15 protein-coding genes and 1 pseudogene are annotated in these 19,095 nt (G+C 69.7%); 8 read left to right on the forward strand and 8 right to left on the reverse strand.

Annotation, left to right across the window (positions count from 1 at the left end; genetic code table 11):
- Positions 1-17: 17 nt before the first annotated feature.
- From RLT59_RS35180 to mltG, 3 genes are all read left to right on the forward strand, one after another.
- Positions 18-1,823 (forward strand): ABC transporter ATP-binding protein, encoded by a 1,806-nt coding sequence (locus RLT59_RS35180; RefSeq protein WP_311307135.1) that lies wholly within the window; start codon positions 18-20, stop codon positions 1,821-1,823.
- Positions 1,824-1,976: 153 nt separating this feature from the next.
- Positions 1,977-3,119 (forward strand): FAD-dependent oxidoreductase, encoded by a 1,143-nt coding sequence (locus tag RLT59_RS35185; RefSeq protein WP_311307136.1) that lies wholly within the window; start codon positions 1,977-1,979, stop codon positions 3,117-3,119.
- A gap of 80 nt (positions 3,120-3,199) precedes the next feature.
- Positions 3,200-4,042, forward strand: a complete 843-nt coding sequence (mltG, locus tag RLT59_RS35190) for an endolytic transglycosylase MltG (RefSeq protein WP_311307137.1) — start codon at positions 3,200-3,202, stop codon at positions 4,040-4,042.
- A gap of 30 nt (positions 4,043-4,072) precedes the next feature.
- On the opposite strand, the gene RLT59_RS35195 is transcribed toward mltG, so the two are convergent.
- The 6 genes from RLT59_RS35195 to RLT59_RS35220 form a co-directional block, all read right to left on the reverse strand.
- The gene (locus RLT59_RS35195) at positions 4,073-5,161 is read right to left on the reverse strand and encodes an NAD(P)-binding domain-containing protein (protein ID WP_311307963.1); all 1,089 of its coding nucleotides are present in this window, start codon (positions 5,159-5,161) and stop codon (positions 4,073-4,075) included.
- Between the two features lie 78 nt (positions 5,162-5,239).
- Positions 5,240-6,448: an LLM class flavin-dependent oxidoreductase gene (locus RLT59_RS35200; protein ID WP_311307138.1), complete on the reverse strand. Its 1,209-nt coding sequence runs from the start codon at positions 6,446-6,448 to the stop codon at positions 5,240-5,242.
- Positions 6,445-7,473, reverse strand: a complete 1,029-nt coding sequence (locus tag RLT59_RS35205) for an ABC transporter substrate-binding protein (protein ID WP_311307139.1) — start codon at positions 7,471-7,473, stop codon at positions 6,445-6,447. The genes RLT59_RS35200 and RLT59_RS35205 overlap by 4 nt, the downstream gene beginning before the upstream one ends.
- A gap of 47 nt (positions 7,474-7,520) precedes the next feature.
- Entirely contained in the window at positions 7,521-8,300 is a 780-nt protein-coding gene (locus tag RLT59_RS35210) for an ABC transporter ATP-binding protein (RefSeq protein ID WP_311307140.1), read from the reverse strand.
- A complete protein-coding gene (locus RLT59_RS35215) occupies positions 8,273-9,175 on the reverse strand; it encodes an ABC transporter permease (protein ID WP_311307141.1) in 903 nt (300 codons plus the stop codon). Before RLT59_RS35215 ends, RLT59_RS35210 begins: the two co-directional genes overlap by 28 nt.
- Positions 9,176-9,382: 207 nt before the next feature.
- Positions 9,383-9,466 (reverse strand): putative leader peptide, encoded by an 84-nt coding sequence (locus RLT59_RS35220; protein WP_311307964.1) that lies wholly within the window; start codon positions 9,464-9,466, stop codon positions 9,383-9,385.
- Between the two features lie 92 nt (positions 9,467-9,558).
- Between RLT59_RS35220 and RLT59_RS35225 the strand changes: the two genes are divergently transcribed.
- The 5 genes and pseudogenes from RLT59_RS35225 (at position 9,559) to RLT59_RS35245 (ending at position 16,523) form a co-directional block, all read left to right on the forward strand.
- Positions 9,559-9,981 carry a YjbQ family protein gene (locus tag RLT59_RS35225; protein WP_311307142.1) on the forward strand — a complete coding sequence of 141 codons (423 nt, stop codon included), beginning with the start codon at positions 9,559-9,561 and terminating at the stop codon, positions 9,979-9,981.
- 365 nt (positions 9,982-10,346) lie between these two features.
- Positions 10,347-10,679, forward strand: coding sequence for an SseB family protein (locus tag RLT59_RS35230; RefSeq protein WP_311307143.1), 333 nt, complete (start codon positions 10,347-10,349; stop codon positions 10,677-10,679).
- Positions 10,676-11,320 carry a hypothetical protein gene (locus RLT59_RS35235; RefSeq protein ID WP_311307144.1) on the forward strand — a complete coding sequence of 215 codons (645 nt, stop codon included), beginning with the start codon at positions 10,676-10,678 and terminating at the stop codon, positions 11,318-11,320. The genes RLT59_RS35230 and RLT59_RS35235 overlap by 4 nt, the downstream gene beginning before the upstream one ends.
- 14 nt (positions 11,321-11,334) lie before the next feature.
- Positions 11,335-15,674: pseudogene (locus tag RLT59_RS35240) on the forward strand (putative T7SS-secreted protein); the annotation flags it as partial.
- Positions 15,675-16,193: 519 nt separating this feature from the next.
- On the forward strand, positions 16,194-16,523 hold the full coding sequence (locus tag RLT59_RS35245; RefSeq protein ID WP_311307145.1) for a hypothetical protein: 330 nt from the start codon (positions 16,194-16,196) through the stop codon (positions 16,521-16,523).
- A 61-nt stretch (positions 16,524-16,584) separates the two neighbouring features.
- Here RLT59_RS35245 and RLT59_RS35250 read toward each other — a convergent pair whose 3' ends face one another.
- Positions 16,585-17,853, reverse strand: a complete 1,269-nt coding sequence (locus RLT59_RS35250) for a DUF6357 family protein (protein WP_311307146.1) — start codon at positions 17,851-17,853, stop codon at positions 16,585-16,587.
- 39 nt (positions 17,854-17,892) lie between these two features.
- Positions 17,893-18,969 (reverse strand): recombinase RecA, encoded by a 1,077-nt coding sequence (gene recA, locus RLT59_RS35255; RefSeq protein WP_311307147.1) that lies wholly within the window; start codon positions 18,967-18,969, stop codon positions 17,893-17,895.
- Positions 18,970-19,095 lie beyond the last annotated feature (126 nt).

The following is a 19,095-nucleotide window of genomic DNA, read 5'->3' on the forward strand; positions in this document are numbered from 1 at the left end:
GCCTGACGAAGGAGCCCATGAAACCCGACGAACCCACGTGGACACCCCCGCCACCGGATGCCGAGCAGCCGCCCGCCGAGCTGCGCCGCATCCTCCGTCTCTTCCATCCGTACCGCGGCCGCCTGGCGGTGGTCGGACTGCTCGTCGGCGCCTCGTCGCTGGTGTCGGTCGCCTCGCCGTTCCTGCTGCGGGAGATCCTCGACACCGCCATCCCGCAGGGCCGGACCGGCCTCCTGTCGCTGCTCGCGCTCGGCATGATCCTCACCGCCGTGATGAACAGCGTCTTCGGCGTGCTGCAGACCCTCATCTCCACCACCGTCGGCCAGCGCGTGATGCACGATCTGCGCACCGCGGTCTACACCCAGCTCCAGCGGATGCCGCTCGCCTTCTTCACCAAGACCCGCACGGGCGAGGTCCAGTCCCGGATCGCCAACGACATCGGAGGCATGCAGGCCACCGTCACCTCGACGGCGACCTCGCTGGTCTCCAACCTCACCGCGGTCATCGCCACCGTCGTCGCCATGATCGCGCTCGACTGGCGGCTGACCATCGTCTCGCTGCTCCTGCTGCCGGTCTTCGTCTGGATCAGCCGCCGGGTCGGCCGGGAGCGCAAGAGGATCACCACCCAGCGGCAGAAGCAGATGGCCGCCATGGCGGCCACCGTCACCGAATCGCTCTCCGTCAGCGGCATCCTGCTCGGCCGCACGATGGGCCGCTCCGACTCGCTCACCAAGGGCTTCACCGAGGAGTCCGAGCGGCTGGTCGACCTCGAAGTGCGCTCCAGCATGGCCGGACGCTGGCGGATGTCGACGATCGGCATCGTCATGGCCGCCATGCCGGCCGTCATCTACTGGGCGGCGGGCATCACCCTCCAGTCCAGCGGGCCCGCCGTCTCCATCGGCACGCTCGTCGCCTTCGTCTCGCTCCAGCAGGGCCTGTTCCGGCCCGCCGTGAGCCTGCTCTCCACCGGCGTGCAGATGCAGACGTCCCTCGCGCTCTTCCAGCGGATCTTCGAGTACCTCGACCTCACGGTCGACATCACCGAGCCGGAGAACCCGGTCCGGCTGGAGAAGATCCGCGGCGAGATCCGCTTCGAGAACGTCGACTTCAGCTACGACGAGAAGGGCGCGCCCACGCTCAGCGGCGTCGACGTGGCCGTGCCCGCCGGCGGCAGCCTGGCCGTCGTGGGCCCCACCGGCTCCGGCAAGTCCACCCTCAGCTACCTGGTGCCCCGGCTGTACGACGTAACCGGCGGACGGGTCACGCTCGACGGCGTCGACGTACGGGATCTGGACTTCGACACCCTCGCCAGGGCCATCGGGGTGGTCTCCCAGGAGACGTACCTCTTCCACGCCTCGGTCGCAGAGAACCTGCGCTTCGCCAAGCCCGGCGCCACCGATGACGAGATCGAGGCTGCTGCCCGCGCGGCCCAGATCCACGACCACATCGCGTCGCTGCCCGACGGCTACGACACCCTGGTCGGTGAACGCGGCTACCGGTTCTCCGGAGGCGAGAAGCAGCGCCTGGCCATCGCCCGCACGATCCTGCGCGACCCGCCGGTGCTGATCCTCGACGAGGCGACGAGCGCCCTCGACACCCGTACCGAATTCGCCGTGCAGGAAGCGATCGACGCCCTCTCCGCCGGGCGTACGACTCTCACCATCGCGCACCGGCTGTCCACCGTGCGCGACGCGGACCAGATCGTCGTTCTGGACGGAGGACGGACCGCCGAGCGCGGCAGTCATGAGGAACTGCTCGGCCAGGACGGCCGCTATGCGGCTCTGGTCCGCAGGGACACCCAGCTCGCCCCGGCGGCAGGCTGACGGGCCGGGGACACGCCGAGTATGTGAACGAACTCGTTCGTTACGAACGTGTTTGTCACGGTGGTTGTGTGCCCCTCGCCGTTCTGTCGCCGCCGAGGGCGCCGGCCCCTGGGAATCCCGCGGCCGCATTCCCGACGAGCCGGAGGTATCACCATGAGCACCGCGCACCACCCCATCGCGATCATCGGCGCAGGCCTAGGCGGCCTCACACTCGCCCGCGTACTGCACGTGAACGGGATCGAGGCGGCGGTCTTCGACCTGGAGGCCGACCGGAGCGCCCGTACCCAGGGCGGCATGCTCGACATCCACGAGGATTCCGGCCAGGCGGCCCTGCGCGCCGCCGGCCTGCACGAGCTGTTCCGGGAGAAGGTCCACCCCGGCGGCGAAGCCATGCGGATCCTCGACAAGCACGCCCAGGTGCTGCACGAGGAGGCGGACGACGGTTCGGGCGACCGTCCCGAGATCGACCGGGGAGACCTCCGCGATCTGCTGCTCGACTCGCTGCCCGAGACCACCGTGCGCTGGGGCAGCAGGATCACCGGCGCCGCGCCCACCGCCGACGGCCCGCACGAGGTGACGCTCGCGGACGGCACCTCCTTCACGGCCGGACTGCTGGTCGGGGCGGACGGAGCCTGGTCCCGTGTCCGTCCGCTGCTCTCCGATGCCGTCGCCGCCTACACGGGCGTCTCCTTCGTGGAAATGGACCTCTTCGAAGCCGATGCCGACCATCCCGAGTGCGCCGAGCTCATCGGCGGCGGGATGTTCTTCGCGCTCGGTGACAACAAGGGATTCCTCGCGCACCGCGAATCCGACGGCAGCCTTCACGTCTACGCAGGGCTGCGCGCCGCCGAGGACGGACTGTCGACGATCGACTTCACCGACGCCGAAGCCTCCAAGGCCGCCGGCGTCCAGCTCTTCGCGGACTGGGTGCCCGGTCCCCGGCGGCTGATCACCGACGCCGACGGCCTGCTGACGCCGCGCCTCATCCACGCACTCCCCGCCGGACACCACTGGAAGCGCACTCCGGGCGTCACCCTGCTCGGTGACGCCGCACACCTGATGTCACCCTTCGCCGGCGAAGGCGCCAACCTCGCCATGATCGACGGCGCCGATCTGGGCCTGGCGCTCGCAGCTCACCCGGAAGACGTCGAAGCGGCGCTGGCCGCGTACGAGGAACCCCTCTTCGTGCGCAGCGCGAAGAGCGCCCAGGAGTCCGCCGAGGGCCTGGAGACGATCTTCCATGACCGGGCACCGCAGCCGCTCGTGGACATGTTCACCTCATTCGCCGCGGGGTGAGCCATGGACGGGGAGTCCGGGCGCGTGTCGCCGGAGGCGAGGTGCCCGAGGAGCGGACGGGTGCGGGATAGCGTGCCCGCATGGTGAACGAGTCCCCGGACACCCCGCCCCCTCGCAAGCTCCGCCCGACCCGGCGCGGCCAGCTGGTGCTGCTCATCGGCGCCGTGCTCGTCCTCGCGGTGGCCGCCGCCGTACTCGTACCCCTGCTGACACGGGAACAGGGGAACGAGCCGACCCGCTCCCTCCTGGTCCCCGAGGGGTGGCGGGCCTCCCAGGTGTACGCGGCCGTGAACAAGGTTCTCGATGAGCCGTCCGGCACCACGGAGAAGGCCGTCGCCACGGCCGACCTGCCCCTCCCAGCGGCGGCGAAGGGCAACCCGGAGGGCTACCTCTTCCCGGCGACGTACCCCGTCACCTCCGGCACCACCCCGGAGAGCCTGCTGCGCTACATGGTGGACACGGCGGTCAAGCGGTTCGGCGCGGACCACATCACGGCCGGGGCGCAGCGCAACGGCGTCACGGTCTACCAGACGGTGACGGTCGCCAGCATCGTGCAGGCGGAGGCGGACACCGAGCCGGACATGGGCAAGGTGGCCAGGGTCGTGCACAACCGGCTCGCGCGCGACATGCCGCTCCAGATGGACTCCACGCTCAACTACGCGCTGAACCGCAGCACCCTGGACACCACCACGGGCGACACGAAGATCGACAGCCCGTACAACAGCTATGAACGCAAGGGGCTGCCGCCCACCCCCATCGGCAATCCGGGGGAGCAGGCGATGGTCGCCGCGATCAGCCCCACCCCGGGCCCCTGGCTCTACTTCGTCACCGTCGCGCCGGGCGACACCCGTTTCACCGCCGACTACGCGGAGCACCAGCGCAACGTAGCGGAGTTCAACCGCAACCGGCGCGGCGACGGCTGAGTCGCATCCGGGTCTCCGCGGCGGGGCCTTTCACGCCGCGGACTCCGCAGGTTCGGCGGCCGGCCCGGTGCCCTCCAGCAGCCGTCCGACCGCCCGCACGGCGGCCCGCCCCGCCCGGTTGGCGCCGATCGTGCTGGCCGACGGACCGTAGCCGACGAGTTGGACACGCTCGTCACGTACCGCCTGAGTCCCCTCGACCCGGATGCCGCCACCCGCCTCGCGCAGTCTCAGCGGGGCGAGGTGGTCGACGGCGGGCCGGAATCCGGTCGCCCAGAGGATCACATCCGCCTCGACGGCGCGGCCGTCGTCCCAGGCGACACCGTCCGGTGTGATCCGGTCGAACATCGGCAGACGGTCGAGCACCCCCGACTCGCGGGCACGCCGGACGGCGTCGGTGACCGGCAGCCCGGTCACGCTGACCACGCTCTGCGGAGGCAGCCCGCGCCGCACCCGGTCCGCCACCATGGCGACCGCCGCGCGTCCCCGGTCCGCGTCGAACGGACCCTCGCGGAAGACCGGCGGCCGCCGCGTCACCCAGTGGGTGTCCGCCGCCACCTCGGCGATCTCCATCAGGTGCTGGGTACCGGAGGCCCCGCCGCCCACCACGACGACCCGCAGTCCGGCGAACCCGGCGGGCCCCGGATAGTTCGCCGTGTGCAGCTGACGGCCCCGGAAGGTGTCCTGGCCCGGGTAGCGCGGCCAGAACGGCCGGTCCCACGTCCCCGTGGCGTTGATCAGCGCGCGCGTCACGTACGTCCCCTCGGACGTCTCCACGAGCAGCCGCCCACCGTCGCCCTCGCGCACCGCGCTCACCTCCACCGGCCGGTGCACCCGGAGGCCGAAAGTGTGCTCGTACGAGTCGAAGTACTCACCGATGACCTCGGAGGAGGGCCTGCTGTCATCGGCGCCGGTCAGCTCCATGCCGGGCAGCGCGTGCATGCCGTGCACCTTGCCGTACGTCAGGGACGGCCAGCGGAACTGCCAGGCGCCACCGGGGCGCGGCGCGTGGTCGAGCACCACGAAATCGCGGTCCGGCTCCAGGCCGGTACGGCGCAGGTGGTAGGCGGCGGACAGACCTGCCTGCCCGGCACCCACCACCACGACATCCACTGACTGCACCCCGATGTTGTTCACGCTTCTACCAACCACGCGGGGTGCGTCGATCTTCCCGGGCCCGTCCCCGGCCCGTCCCGGGGCTCAGCGCCCCCCGGCGATCAGCAGCGGTGCGCCACCCGGAGCGGAGGCAGGGCGGCCGTTCGCCGCGGGCACCCCGGAGAGCGGGGACGCCGGGACCGTCGACAGCAGCCCACGCGCCGCCAGCTCCGGAGTCACACCCTCACCGAACCAGTACGCCTCCTCCAGATGCGGGTATCCGGAGAGCACGAAGTGCTCCACACCCAGCGCGTGGTACTCCTCGATCCGGTCCGCGACCTCGGCGTGGCTGCCGACCAGCGCGGTGCCCGCACCACCCCGTACCAGACCGACGCCGGCCCACAGATTGGGCGCGATCTCCAGCTTGTCGCGTGAGCCCCCGTGCAGCGCCAGCATCCGCTGCTGCCCCACGGACTCGCTCCGCCCCAGCGCCTGCTGGGCCGCGGCGACCGTGTCGGCGTCGAGGTCGCCCAGCAGCCGGTCGGCGGTCGCCCATGCCTCGCGGGACGAGTCGCGCGAGATCGTGTGCAGCCGGATCCCGAACCGCACGGTGCGGCCCTGCTCCTCCGCGAGCCCCCGGATCCAGTCGATCTTCTTCTTCACGTCGGCGGGCGGCTCGCCCCAGGTCAGGTAGACATCGGCGTGCGCGGCCGCGACCGGCCCGGCGGCGGCCGACGAACCCCCGAAGAAGATCTCCGGCAGCGGATCCGGCGGCAGCGCCGTCAGCCCGCCCTCCACCTGGTAGTGCTCACCGTCGAAGTCGAACGGCCGGCCGCTCCACGCGCCCCGCACCACCGACAGGAACTCCGCGGTCCTCGCGTAGCGCCGGTCGTGGTCCAGATGGTCACCGAACCTCCGCTGCTCCGTGGAGTCACCGCCCGTCACGACGTTGAGGAGCAGCCGCCCCCGGGTGATCCGCTGATACGTCGCGGCCATCTGCGCGGCGAGGACCGGCGAGATCACGCCCGGCCGGAACGCCACCAGGAACTTCAGCCGCTCGGTGTGCTGGGCCAGCGCCACGGTCGTGAGCCAGGCGTCCTCGCACCAGGTCCCGGTCGGTGTCAGCACGGCCTCGAACCCCAGCTGCTCTGCGGCCTTGGCGATCTGCGCCAGGTATTCGATGTCGGGTGCGCGCACCCCGCTGACCGGAGTGATCCGGTCCCGTTTGATCCCGCCGTCGGTGTACGCGTGCCGGTCGACGAGCGTGCGTCCGTCGCCGCCCGTGGGCAGGAACCAGTGCAGGTGGACGTTCATGAGGAGGCCTTTCCGTACGAGCGCGGGGTCGCGGAGGACGCGGGGAGGTCGCGGTTGAAGCGGGTGTCGACGAAGTCCTTGAAGACGAAGCGCCGCGGGATGAGTTTCAGATCCGCGAAGGTGTCCGCGATCTCCTGCTCGGAGGCGATCGCGGCCGGATCGATGGCGACGGGGACCCTGGTACCGGCCGTCAGCTTCACCGCGTCCAGTGCCACCTCGTACGGCAGCCCGGTCTCCTTCGCCCAGACCTTCGCCCACGCGTCGGGGTGTTTGAACACCCAGCTCTGTGCCCGGTTCAGCCGGACGAGCAGATCACCGATGGCCTTGGACTTCCCGGAATCCTTGAGCGCCGCGGGCGAGGCGACCTGGAACCCCAGACCGTTGACGACCCCTTCACCCGTCGTCAGGACCCGCGCCTTCCCGCCGCGCAGCACCTGCGAGGTGTACGGGTCCCAGATCGCCCAGGCGTCGACCTTGCCCCGGGTGAACGCGGCCAGCGCGTCGGCCGGCTGAAGGTACTTCAGCTTCACGTCCGAGAGGCTGAGCCCCGCCTTCTTCAGCGAACTGATCAGCTGGAAGTGGGCGGAGCTGCCCTGGGCCACGGCGATCGACCTGCCCTTGAGCTGGGCCGGACTCCGCAGCGGTGAGTCCTTGGGCACCACGATCGCCTCACCGGCCGAGGAACCGTGCGTGGCGCCCACCACCACGACCTTGGAACCGGCGCCCGCCGCGAACACCGGCGGGGTGTTGCCGACTCCGCCGATGTCCACGGCCCCGGCGTTGACCGCCTCAAGTAGGGGCGGGCCGGAGGTGAAGGTGGACCATTTGATGCGGTGGTCGAGGTCGTCCAGCTCGCCGGAGGCGCGCAGGATGGCTTCGTAACCACCCTTCTGGTCACCGATGTTGAGTGTGACGCTGCCCTTGCCGTTGGTGCTGCCCGCGGTGGAGGCGGAGCTCGCGCCACCGCAGGCGGTGAGCAGCAGGGCAAGGGGGAGCAGGAGCGCGGGCAGGGTACGGCGATTCATATCGTCTCTCTCCGGTCCGGACAGGGGAGGTTCAGGGGATCGATGGTTCAGGCGGCGTCGGCGGGCGCGGGAACTGTCTCCACGCCGAGTTCGGTGAGCAGCCGGGTGCGCAGCGCGGCGAACTCAGGGGTACCGGGGTTGCGCGGCCGGTCCAGGCCCACCGGTGTCTCGTACGCGATGGCGCCGTCCCGCATGACCAGCGCGCGGTCGGCGAGGAGCAGCGCCTCGTCCACGTCGTGCGTGACGAGCAGTACGGCGCAGCCCCGGCGCTGCCAGAGCTCGGCCACCAGCTGCTGGGCCTTGATCCTGGTCAGCGCGTCGAGGGCGCCGAACGGCTCGTCGAGCAGCAGCAGATCGGGCTCGCGGACCAGCGCCCGCGCGAGCGATGCGCGCTGTGCCTCACCGCCCGAGAGGGTCCTCGGCCAGGCCCCGGACCGCTCGCTGAGCCCGACCTCCGCCAACGCCTTCTCCGCGACGTCCCGTTCAGGCTTCCCGGGCAGCCCGAGCAGTACGTTGCGCCAGACCCGCTTCCAGGGCATCAGCCGAGGCGCCTGGAACGCGACGGCCCGGCGCCGGGGCACCAGCACCGTCCCCCGGATCTCCCGGTCGAGGCCGGCGAGCACCCGCAGCAGGGTCGACTTCCCGCACCCGCTGCGTCCGAGCAGCACGGTGAACTCCCCCGCGCGCAGGGTCAGATCGAGCCCGTCGATGACGTCCCGGCCGTCGAAGGAACGGGACAGCCCCTCGACCCGTACGGCGGCTTCCGGCAACGTGCCGGACTGGCCGGGGGAGCGGTTGGTCACTGGCCCGTGAAGGTCGGTCGCCATTGCAGCAGCAGCCTTTCGAGAATGCGGACGATGACATCGGCGGCGAGGCCGAGGAAGGCGTAGACCACCAGGCAGACGACGATGACGTCGGTACGGAAGAACTCCCGGGCCTGGTTCATCAGGAAGCCGATTCCGGCATCGGCGTTGACCGACTCGCCGAACACCAGCGCAAGCCACGCGGTCGCCAGCGAGTAGCGCAGCCCCGTCATGGCCCCGGGCAACGCCCCCGGCAGCACCACATGCCGCACCAGCCCCCAGCGCCCGAGACCCAACGACTCCCCGGCCTCGATGAGTTGGGGATCCACGCCGCGAATTCCCGCGTACACGTTGAGATACAGATGGAACGCGACCCCGAGCGCGATCAGCGCCACCTTGGGGGCCTCACCGATTCCCAGCCAGATGATGAACAGCGGGATCAGCCCGACCCACGGAACGGTGCGCAGCATCTGGACGCTCGCGTCGACCAGATCCTCGCCCAGCCGGGAGAGCCCCGAGATCAGCGCGAGCGCCGTCCCGACGGCGCCCCCGAGCACCAGCCCCACGGCCACCCGCTGGAGGGAGACGGCCATCGCGGAGGTGAGGGTCCCGTCCGCGATCAGATCCCATCCCGCGCGGGCGATGGTGCCGGGCGAGGCCAGCACGTCCGGATGCAGCACGCCGGTGGCGCTGAACACCTGCCACAGGGCCAGCAGCAGCAGCGGCCCGGCGGTACGGCGGAGCCACCGCGGTACGTTCCGCAGCCGCACCCCGCGGACGGCGGCCGGCGTCACGGGCTCCAGGTCGAGCGGCCGAGACCGGACCGCACCTTCCGCCTGGCCGGATTTTGCCCTTTCGGCGGATATATCGGGTGGGGTGAGAGCGTGATCGAGAGTCATGTGGGCTCCACGAACGGTTCATGCGATGGAGGTGCCCCGGCACCGGGCACCCGGGCAGACGACGGCCGTGCGGTACCGGCGGGGGTCACGAGGAACCACCGCGAGCATCCGGAAGGGCCGAGCGGCACGGGGGCTGGACGCGTACTACGTCAGGAGCGGTCGGGCGCCTCGCGCCCGGTCACTGACGGGAAAAGTGCTGAGAGAACGTCAGCAGCCGCGACAACAAGCGGCGGAGGCCACCCGCAGCAGGTCGATGTGACCGCGCGAAGTGAGCAGAGCTGATCGGAACATGGCGCTGAACGTAGCGATCCCTCAATGAAACGGTCAATGGTGTCTCGGCACGTGGACGCGCGATCGCGCGGCACAGGCAGGAGAATGACCCCATGTCCACCGCCTTCACCACCAGCGTCCTGCACATCACCACAGGAACCACGGAGACCGTCACCGATCTGACGTCCGACTGCGAACAGTTCCTCACCCGGGCGGCCGCCGGCCGGGACGGACTCCTCAACATCTTCGTACCGCACGCGACAGCGGGGATCGCGGTCCTCGAAACCGGCGCGGGCAGCGACGACGACCTCCTCTCCGCCCTGCACACCCTGCTCCCCGCCGACGACCGCTGGCAGCACCGCCACGGCAGCCCCGGCCACGGCCGCGACCACGTACTGCCGGCCCTCGTACCGCCGCACGCGACACTCCCGGTGATCGCGGGGCGGCTGGAGCTGGGGACGTGGCAGTCGGTGTGCCTGGTTGACACGAACGTGGACAACCCGGAGCGTCAGGTGCGGCTGAGCTTCCTGGGCTGAGGAGATCGCTCACCGAGCCGAACTCTTTCCTGCCGGTGCGCCTACGCCCTGGGCGCCCGGTTTGCGCACAGGCCCGAACAGAACGAACCGATCCCACGTCGGACGCGGTCCGAGCCCAGCCGGCCGCCGGGCTCGGACTCAGGATCTCGGGCAGTCGGGGACGGTCCGGCCGGCCGGACGTGGTTCGACCCGGGCAGTCGGCGGAGTCGTCGAACTGCTTTGCGAGCACAAATGACTTGTCTTACACTCCCCCCCTCTGAGACGAGCGCGGGGGAGGGGTCTTGGATGAGGATGGAGCAGCGCTGGCCGAGCGTATAGCCGAGCGCAGAAGCGGTGTTGGTGACCCTCGGGCGCTGGTGGGTGAGATGCGGCGTTCGGTCCTTCTGGTGCCGGTGGCCGATGAGCGGCTGTGGTCGGTGCGGATGGGTGGGGTGCGGTGGATCTGCGGGTTCACCGATGAGACGGCGCTGGCCCGGTTCGCCCTGCACCACGGTCCGGGGGACCGGCCCATGGACTACGCGGCGCTACTGGGCGCGCGGATCGTCGATGAGATCGTGCCCGCGCTGGGTGAGCCCGCGGGCCTCGCCGTGGACATCGCGACCGAGGACGGGTCGATGTTCTTCCCGCCGGTCGCCGGCATCGTTCCGGAGGCGGTCGCCGTCGATACGGGTGAGGGCGACGAGGGACCGGGCCGGTGAGCGGTGACGGGGCGGATCTGCATCTTGACAAGGAGTCGGTCACCAAGTTCACCAAGGGTCTGAACTCGACGATCGATGAGCTGGGTGATCTGGGTGGTGCGACGGGTTCGGTGATGGGCAAGGGTTTCTCGTCGTTGGCGATCACGGGGATGGAGGCCGGGCATCACGGTGTCTCGGTCGACTTCGAGGACTTCTGCGAGCGCTGGGAGTGGGGGGTGCGCGCCCTGGTGCGGGACGCGAGCGGGCTCGCGAACCGGCTCGGCCTGGCGGCGGGCACGCAGTGGGAGAACGACCAGTACCTCGCGGGCACGCTCAAGGTGGGTGCCAATGCCGTGTTCGGCGGGAACCCGCACGCGAGTGAGGAGGAGATCGCCAAGCAGAACTGGGGCGACATCTTCACGCCGGACTACCTGGACCCGGACTACAGCCCGGAATTGTTCGAGAAGGCCGGCCAGGACATGGGCCAGACCTGGAAGGACACCGGCCGCACCGTCCTCACCGAAGGGTATGGCGGGCGGCAGTCCGACATGTTCAACAGCGCGCTGGGCATATCCGACGAGCAGTTCAACCAGTCGCTGGACGACACGCTGGGGCCGTCGCCGGAGGAGCGCGCCGAGCAGGCGCGGCAGCAGGGTGAGTAGGGGGACAACTGACCGTGGGTATAGGCGACTTCATCAAGGACATCACGCCCGATTCGGTCGAGGACGTGGTCGAGGACGGTGTCGAGTGGGCCGGTGACCGGGTCGAGGACGTCGGGAACTGGACGGCCGACCGGCTGGACGACGTCGGCTGGGAGTCCGGGGCGGACTGGGTGCGCGAGCAGTCGCGTTCGGTCGCCAACCGGATGGGCGCCGAGGTCGACGAGATGGACCTCGGTCAGACCGAGGACAAAACGAAGCTGATCTACGGCAGTACGGGCAAGCTGGATGCCACCGTCTCCAAGCTCCGCGCGTTCCAGGCGGCCTTCGACAGCACCGGCGACGGGTTGAAGGGGCTCGACTCGGGGCAGCTCAAGGGCGAGACCGCGAACGCGCTGCGCAGCGCGGTGAGTACGCAGCCGGCCAAGTGGTACGCGGCGGCCGATGCCACCTCGAAAGCCCTCGGGGCTCTGGATTCGTTCGCGTCCACCGTCACCTGGGCGCAGGGTCAGGCGCAGACCGCGATCGACAAGTGGAAGGAGGGCGTCAAGGCCTCGGAGACCGCTGCCGACGCCCATCGCAAGAAGGTCGACGACTACAACAAGGCCGTCGACCGCTACAACGCCAAGCCCTCGGACAAGCGTGACCCCTCCGAGCTGCCGCCCAGGCCCGCGTCCACGTTCACCGACCCCGGCAAGAAGCTGATGAAGGATGCGCAGGACATCCTGGCCGAGGCCCGCACCCAGCGGAACACAGCGGCGCAGACCGCCCGAACCGCGATCAGCGCCGCCCGCGACATGGCACCGAAGAAGCCCTCGTACACGGAGCAGCTCGGTGACGGGTTCGAGGAACTCCAGGTCATGGGGATGCATCTGGACGGCGGCATCATCAAGGCCACGGCGGGCACGCTGAACTTCGTCCGCGGCATCAACCCGATGGACCCGTACAACCTGACGCATCCGGCGGAGTACGTGACGTCCCTGAACAGCCTGGCAGCGGGTCTGGTGGTCGCCGCGAACGACCCGACCGGCACGGGCATTCAGATGGCGAAGGACTTCATGAAGGACCCGGCCGAGGGGTTCGGGCGGCTGATTCCCGATATCGCGATGACGATCGCCACCGGTGGTGGGGGTGCCGCGGTGAAGGGTGTGCGTGTTGCCGATGAGGCGGCCGAGGCTGCCCGGCTGCGCCGGCTGGTCGATGACGCCCCGGAGGGCACCCATGGCCGGACGGACGTGAAGCGTGTCAGTAAGGACACCGACCCGGTCGACCTGGCGACGGGCCGGATGTACTTGCCGCAGACCGATGTCACGATCCCCGGCATCCTGCCGCTGGTGTTCACCCGCCGCACCGAGTCCGGTCTGACGGCCGGCCGCTTCCTGGGCCCGTCCTGGACGTCCACCGTCGACGAACGCCTCCAGGTCGACGCCATCGGCGTCCTCCACGTCACCGCCGACGGCCTCCTGATCCACTACCCCCACCCGGTCCCCGGCGCGCCGTCCGTGCCGGAGTCGGGCGCCTCCCGCACCCTGCTGGCCCGCGACGCCAACGGCGACTACACGATCACCGACCCCGACAGCGGCCTCATCCTCGACTTCGACGCCCCGTCGGGCAGCGAACCAGGCGGCGACGGAGTGGCCTGGCTGTCGGACATCACCGAACGCAACGGCCACCGGGTCACCGTCGACCGCGACGAGGACGGCCTGCCGCTGGCCCTGGCCCACTCCGCAGGCCACCAGATGAACCTGTCCACCACCAACGGGCTGGTCACCGCCCTGTCCCTGGCCGGTGCGGGCGAGAACGGGGCAGACCTGCCCCTGATGAGCTACGGCTACCAGGACGGCGTCCTCACCACCGTCACCAAACCGTCCGGCGCCACCACCACCTTCCTCCACGACGACCGCCACCGCGTCACCGCCTGGATCGACTCCAACAACAGCCGCTACGACTACGTCTACGACGACCACGACCGCGTCATCGCCGAAGGCGGCCAGGCCGGCCACGTCCACATCACCCTCACCTACACCGAACCCGACCCCACGACGGGCCACCGCACCACCACATCACCACCGCCGACGGCCACGCCACCCGCCATGTCTTCGGCTCCGGCTGCCGCCCACTGGCCGTCACCGACCCACTCGGCCACACCACCCGGTTCACCTACGACCCCCGCGGCAACCTCCTCACCCGCACCGACCCCCTGGGCGCCACCACCGCCTTCGCCTACGACGAAGACGACCGACTCGTCACGGTTACTCGTCCCGATGGCACCGAACTCCGTGTCGAGATAGGTCCGTTCGGCCTGCCAGTGGAGCGCCGCGACGCGGACGGTGCTCGGTGGCTTCAGGAGTTCGACGAGCGGGGAAACCGCACAACGTGCACCGATCCGGCCGGCCACTCCACCCGCTACAGCTACGACGATTCCGGTCTCCTGACATCCGTCACCGATGCCCTGGGGGCCATCACCGTCGTGCGTTGCGACGAGGCCGGTCGCCCCGTAGAGGTCACCGACCCAGCCGGCGGCACCACCCGCCTGGAACGCGACGTCCTCGGCCGTCTGGTCCGGATCACCAGCCCGGTCGGCGCCGTCACCCGACTGGATTGGCACGCCGACGGCAAACTCGCCCGACGCACCGGACCCGACGGCGCCACCGAGTCATGGACCTATGACGGCGAGGGCAATTGCCTCACCCACACCGATGCGGCGGGAGGTGTATCCCGCTTCGAGTACACCCACTTCGATCTCCTCGCTGCCCGCATCCGGCCCGACGGCGCCCGCTACGAGTTCCAGCACGATGCCGGTCTGCGGCTCATCCAGGCCACCGACCCGCAGGGGTCTGTCTGGAAGTACGAGTATGACCGGGCCGGCCGGCTCGTCTCCGAGACCGACTTCGACGGCCGCACCGTCACGTACGGCCTCGACGCCGCCGGACAGCTCACCACCCGGACCGACCACCTCGGCGGCGTGGCCGCATACACGTACGATGAGCTCGGCCGGGTGATCCGCAAAGAGGCCGCAGGCCGGGGCGTCGTCCACGCCTACGACCGCGCCGGACGGCTCATCCAGGCATCGAGCCCGGATAGTGAACTGGTGCGCCGCTATGACCGGTGCGGCCGACTCAGAACTGAACTCGTCGACGGCCGTGCCCTCGATCACACTTATGACGCCGTCGGCCGCCGGGTCCGTCGAACCACCCCCACCGGACAGGTCACGAGCTACGTCCACGACGCCGCGGGTCGGCCCACCCGGGTGGCCTCCGGCTGCCACGACATCACCTTCACGTATGACGCGGCCGGACGCGAAGTGGAACGCGTCTTCAAAGACATCTTCACCCAGACCTCCGCCTGGGACGAGGTCGGCCGACTGTCCGCTCAGCGCTTCACTGCCGGTTCCCGCACGCTCAATGAGTACACGTACGCCTACCGCGCCGACGGCCGTCTCATCGCGACGTCCGACCGGACGTCGGGGACGCGCACCTTCGACCTCGACCCGATCGGCCAGGTTACCGCCGTCCACGCACGCGGCTGGAGCGAGCGGTACGCCTATGACGCGAGCGGCAACCAGACCTCGGCCTCCTGGCCCGACTCGCACCCCGGTCACGAGGCCACCGGCCCTCGCGCCTACACGGGTACCACCGTCACACGTGCGGGTGACGTCCGCTTCGAGCACGACGTGCTCGGCCGCGTCACCTTGCGCCAGAAGACCCGGCTCTCCCGGAAACCGGACACCTGGCGCTACACGTGGGACGCCGAGGACCACCTCGCCTCCGTAGTCACCCCCGACGGCACCCGCTGGCGCTACCGCTACGACCCGCTCGGCCGCCGCACGGCCAAGCAGCGTCTGGCGGCGGACGGCGAGACAGTGACGGAGGAGGTCCGGTTCACCTGGGACGGCCTGACCCTCTGCGAACAGACCACCGTTTCCGAAGACCTGCCACATCCGGTGGCGCTCACCTGGGAGCACCGCGGCCTCGTCCCCTTTGCACAGACGGAACGCATCCTCACCCCCGACGACCGTCAGACGGAGATCGACCGCCGCTTCTTCGCCATCGCCACCGACCTCATCGGCACCCCCACCGAACTCATCGACGAGTCCGGCGACATCGCCTGGCGCACCCGCACCACACTGTGGGGAACGACCACCTGGCCCCGCTCCAGCACGGGCTACACCCCGCTCCGTTTCCCCGGCCAGTACTACGATCCGGAGACCGGTCTCAACTACAACCTCTTCCGGCACTACGACCCTGAGACGGGGCGGTACACGTCTCAGGATCCTCTGGGGCTCTCGCCGGCGCCGAACCCGGTCGCCTACGTGACCAACCCGCACACAATCTGCGATCCCGTTGGCCTGGCGCCGTCCGACTACGCCGACGGCCCGCCCATCGGCGAGTACACCTCCAAGGGCGAGGGACAGGACCTCAAACGTTCCGCCAAGGTGGGCGACGACCAATGGCACTTCAACACCGGTCACGGCTACGATCGAGCCCACACCGGGCCGGGCGGAACCATGAACGACCTGCGCTCCACCAACTTGAAGCCCGATCAGATCGAACAGGCGATCGTCTCGGACGTGTACACGTACATGAGGGACGGCGGGGTCGTTCCCCGGCCCGGGGCCCCCGAGTTCACCGGTCCGCTCGAAAGATCGGTGCAGCTGGACGGGCACGACATCGGCTACCGGGTCATCCAGAGGCCCGACGGCGCCTACCAATTGTCCACCTACTGGCTCAACCCCTAACGACCGGACCCCGGCCCCGGCCCCGCACAGGCCACCGGGGCGAAGGGGAGCCGACTGCTAAGGTCTGGGCGCCCATACCGTCAACGAACTCCGCTGCCCTCCGGAGCGCCGGAAAAAACTTGTCAGGAGAAGCGTGAGATGCCCGATCCGACCCTCGCCGCCAAAAGCCTGAGCCAGGCGATCGACAGCGCCGAAGGCCAGCAGATCAGCGAAGCGGGCCGTGACTTCATCGAGAAGCTCACCTTCGCAACGGCCGACGAGATCCTCACCATGCTTCGGGAGCTCCTCGCCGAGGACTGGATGGCGCTGCCGCCCTGGGCCCGGAATCTCGCCTACCGCCTGGCCTGCCTGCAGCGTCCTGATGACCCGCGACTGCTCCGGGAAGCGGCCGCGGACCTGTTGTGCTTCGGACCCGACTGGGACGAGTTCGCCGAGGACCTCAAAAGGCGCGCGGCGGAACTGGAGTAGGGCCTGCTTTCCATTCCTGTGCGGGCCCTTCCGGCGGAGCGCGCGCGGGCTCCCGCCGGGGCTACTGGGCGCCGCGCCGCCGTCGGCGGGCCCGCTCGAACTCGGCGGCATCCGACATCCAAGGGCCGTGGTGGTCGAGTGCGGCGCAACCGCCGCGGACGAAGGCACTCACCAGGTTCCGGTACCCGCCGATCCCCTCGACCAGGCTGTACTCGACCCGGTACTCCGGATCCGACCCGCTGCCCGCTCCCTCGCGCACGGTCGTGACCCGTGCGATGGAGTCCGCGTAGAAGTGGAGCTGGATCCCTTCGCCCATCTCCTCGTCCTCGATGGTGAACACATCGTTGTCCGCGGCAGAGCGATCGCCGACGAACTCCCAGAACTCGGCGCCGGCGGAGCGGGGACTACCCGGGAGCCACTTCTTCTCGACGCCCTTGTCGTCGGTGAACGACAGGCCCCTCTTCCGCGCACCCCCTCCGGAGTGGGCGCGGTCGCCGGCAGTCTCCGCGTCGTCCTCCATGGGCGCACTCCTGGAGCGGTCCGCGGCCTCCGAGCACATCAGGAAGCCCAGGGTGCGCACCGCCTCATCGACGAGCTCAGGGTGTCCACGGCGCACGGCCGCATCGACCGTTGCTGCCATCCGCTCCCAGTCCTGTTTGTCCGTGGCACGTTTTCCGCGCCGCGGATCACGGCCGATCCACATCCCGGCGCATGCCTGTTCCGCGGTGGCGATCACACGTAGGACCTCGGGGAGCAGAGTGGGGTCGACCGCATCGGGCATCCGTCTCGGAACCGTCGAGCCGTGCAGGTACTGGCCGGTGTACTTCAGAATCGCGGTGTCGAGGGGACCGAGTACTGCTCCGCGGTCGGCGCGACGGCGATTCGCGTGGTACTCCCGAGCTCGTTTCTCGTTGGGCGTCTCTGTCGCCGCGCGCATCGCCGCGCAGACCTGGCCGCGTCCGAGCAGTTCGATGTCGGCCCCATGGGCGATGAGCCGGCTCCTGTCCCACTGGATGCGCCGGAAGAGCGCGTCGACGTCCGGGGGCGTGGAGAGGAGGACCGGGTCCAGGAGCGTGAAGGCGGCGTTCTCGTCGAGCCGGCCCCGGGTTCCGGCGGCGTCGCACAGCGGAAGGACCGCACTCCACAGCAGCAGGTGTCTGGCCAGGTCCTCCCGGATCACCGCGAGATGGGCTTCCCTGATCGGGAACGTGAACGTGCGGGGCTCATGGTTGGCGTCGGCCCCGGCACCGAGCATCAGCTTGAGCTCGCCGTCCTCGCGGATCACGTTCGGTATCCAGCCGCTCTGCCGCGTGAAAACGATGTCTCTCATGGACTCAGTCTTCCCCACCGGACGAGGCCGGCGAGCCCGTCAGGCGGCGCTTCCCGCCAAGGCCCCGGCGGCATCAGGAACAGGGACGGTGCCGGTCTCGTCGGCGACCGCGGCCTTCGCCGCTACCCCGATTCCGAGCTTCTCCAGGATCTTCTTCTCGATCTCGTCGGTGAGATGAGGGTTGTTCTTGAGGAAGGTACGGGCGTTCTCCTTGCCCTGGCCGAGCTGGCCACCCTCGTACGTGTACCAGGCGCCAGCCTTCTGTACGAACGCATGCTCCACGCCCATGTCGATCAGCCCGCCCTCACGGCTGATCCCCTGGCCGTAGAGGATGTCGAACTCCGCCTGTTTGAAGGGCGGCGCGACCTTGTTCTTGACGACCTTGACGCGGGTGCGGTTGCCGACCGCGTCGGTTCCGTCCTTCAACGTCTCGATCCGTCGGATGTCCAGACGCACCGAAGCGTAGAACTTCAGCGCCCGGCCGCCGGTCGTGGTCTCCGGCGAGCCGAACATCACGCCGATCTTCTCGCGCAGCTGGTTGATGAAGATCGCCGTCGTCCTCGTCTGGCTGAGCGCACTGGTGATCTTACGGAGCGCCTGGCTCATCAGGCGGGCCTGTAGACCCATGTGGGAGTCACCCATGGCGCCCTCGATCTCGGCACGTGGCACCAAGGCCGCCACGGAGTCGATCACGATCAGGTCGATCGCGCCGGAGCGGATCAGGATGTCGACGATCTCCAGCGCCTGTTCACCGTTGTCCGGCTGGGACAGGATGAGGTTGTCGGTGTCGACACCGAGCTTCTTCGCGTACTCGGGGTCCAGTGCGTGTTCGGCGTCGATGAACGCCACCGTGCCGCCGGCCTTCTGCGCGTTCGCCACGGCGTGCAGCGTCAGCGTCGTCTTACCGGAGGACTCCGGCCCGTACACCTCCACCACACGGCCGCGCGGCAGACCGCCGACGCCGAGCGCGACGTCGAGCGCCGTCGAACCGGTGGGGATCACTTCGATGGGCTCGTTCGGCCGCTCACCAAGGCGCATGACCGCGCCCTTGCCGAACTTGCGCTCGATCTGTGCGAGCGCGGTGTCAAGCGCCTTCTCTTGGTCGGTTCCTGCCATGAGCTTCACCCGGTCCGATTGAGTGGCCCGCCGCACGTCGGAGAACGTGGGCGTCTGCTGCCGACAACGGACGTGTCGGAAGTCCAGAAAACGAACATCCGATCGATTTGCGTGTCAGTGAAAGGT

Source organism: Streptomyces sp. ITFR-6 (genome assembly GCF_031844725.1).
Lineage (GTDB): Bacteria > Actinomycetota > Actinomycetes > Streptomycetales > Streptomycetaceae > Streptomyces.

Excerpts from the sequence above, each read along its gene's own strand:
- RLT59_RS35180 (WP_311307135.1), top strand. The coding sequence starts at position 18 with ATGAAACCCGACGAACCCACGTGGACACCCCCGCCACCGGATGCCGAG.
- RLT59_RS35185 (WP_311307136.1), top strand. The coding sequence starts at position 1,977 with ATGAGCACCGCGCACCACCCCATCGCGATCATCGGCGCAGGCCTAGGC.
- mltG (WP_311307137.1), top strand. The coding sequence starts at position 3,200 with ATGGTGAACGAGTCCCCGGACACCCCGCCCCCTCGCAAGCTCCGCCCG.
- RLT59_RS35200 (WP_311307138.1), bottom strand. The coding sequence starts at position 6,448 with ATGAACGTCCACCTGCACTGGTTCCTGCCCACGGGCGGCGACGGACGC.
- RLT59_RS35205 (WP_311307139.1), bottom strand. The coding sequence starts at position 7,473 with ATGAATCGCCGTACCCTGCCCGCGCTCCTGCTCCCCCTTGCCCTGCTG.
- RLT59_RS35210 (WP_311307140.1), bottom strand. The coding sequence starts at position 8,300 with ATGGCGACCGACCTTCACGGGCCAGTGACCAACCGCTCCCCCGGCCAG.
- RLT59_RS35215 (WP_311307141.1), bottom strand. The coding sequence starts at position 9,175 with ATGACTCTCGATCACGCTCTCACCCCACCCGATATATCCGCCGAAAGG.
- RLT59_RS35220 (WP_311307964.1), bottom strand. The coding sequence starts at position 9,466 with ATGTTCCGATCAGCTCTGCTCACTTCGCGCGGTCACATCGACCTGCTG.
- RLT59_RS35225 (WP_311307142.1), top strand. The coding sequence starts at position 9,559 with ATGTCCACCGCCTTCACCACCAGCGTCCTGCACATCACCACAGGAACC.
- RLT59_RS35230 (WP_311307143.1), top strand. The coding sequence starts at position 10,347 with ATGCGGCGTTCGGTCCTTCTGGTGCCGGTGGCCGATGAGCGGCTGTGG.
- RLT59_RS35245 (WP_311307145.1), top strand. The coding sequence starts at position 16,194 with ATGCCCGATCCGACCCTCGCCGCCAAAAGCCTGAGCCAGGCGATCGAC.
- RLT59_RS35250 (WP_311307146.1), bottom strand. The coding sequence starts at position 17,853 with ATGAGAGACATCGTTTTCACGCGGCAGAGCGGCTGGATACCGAACGTG.
- recA (WP_311307147.1), bottom strand. The coding sequence starts at position 18,969 with ATGGCAGGAACCGACCAAGAGAAGGCGCTTGACACCGCGCTCGCACAG.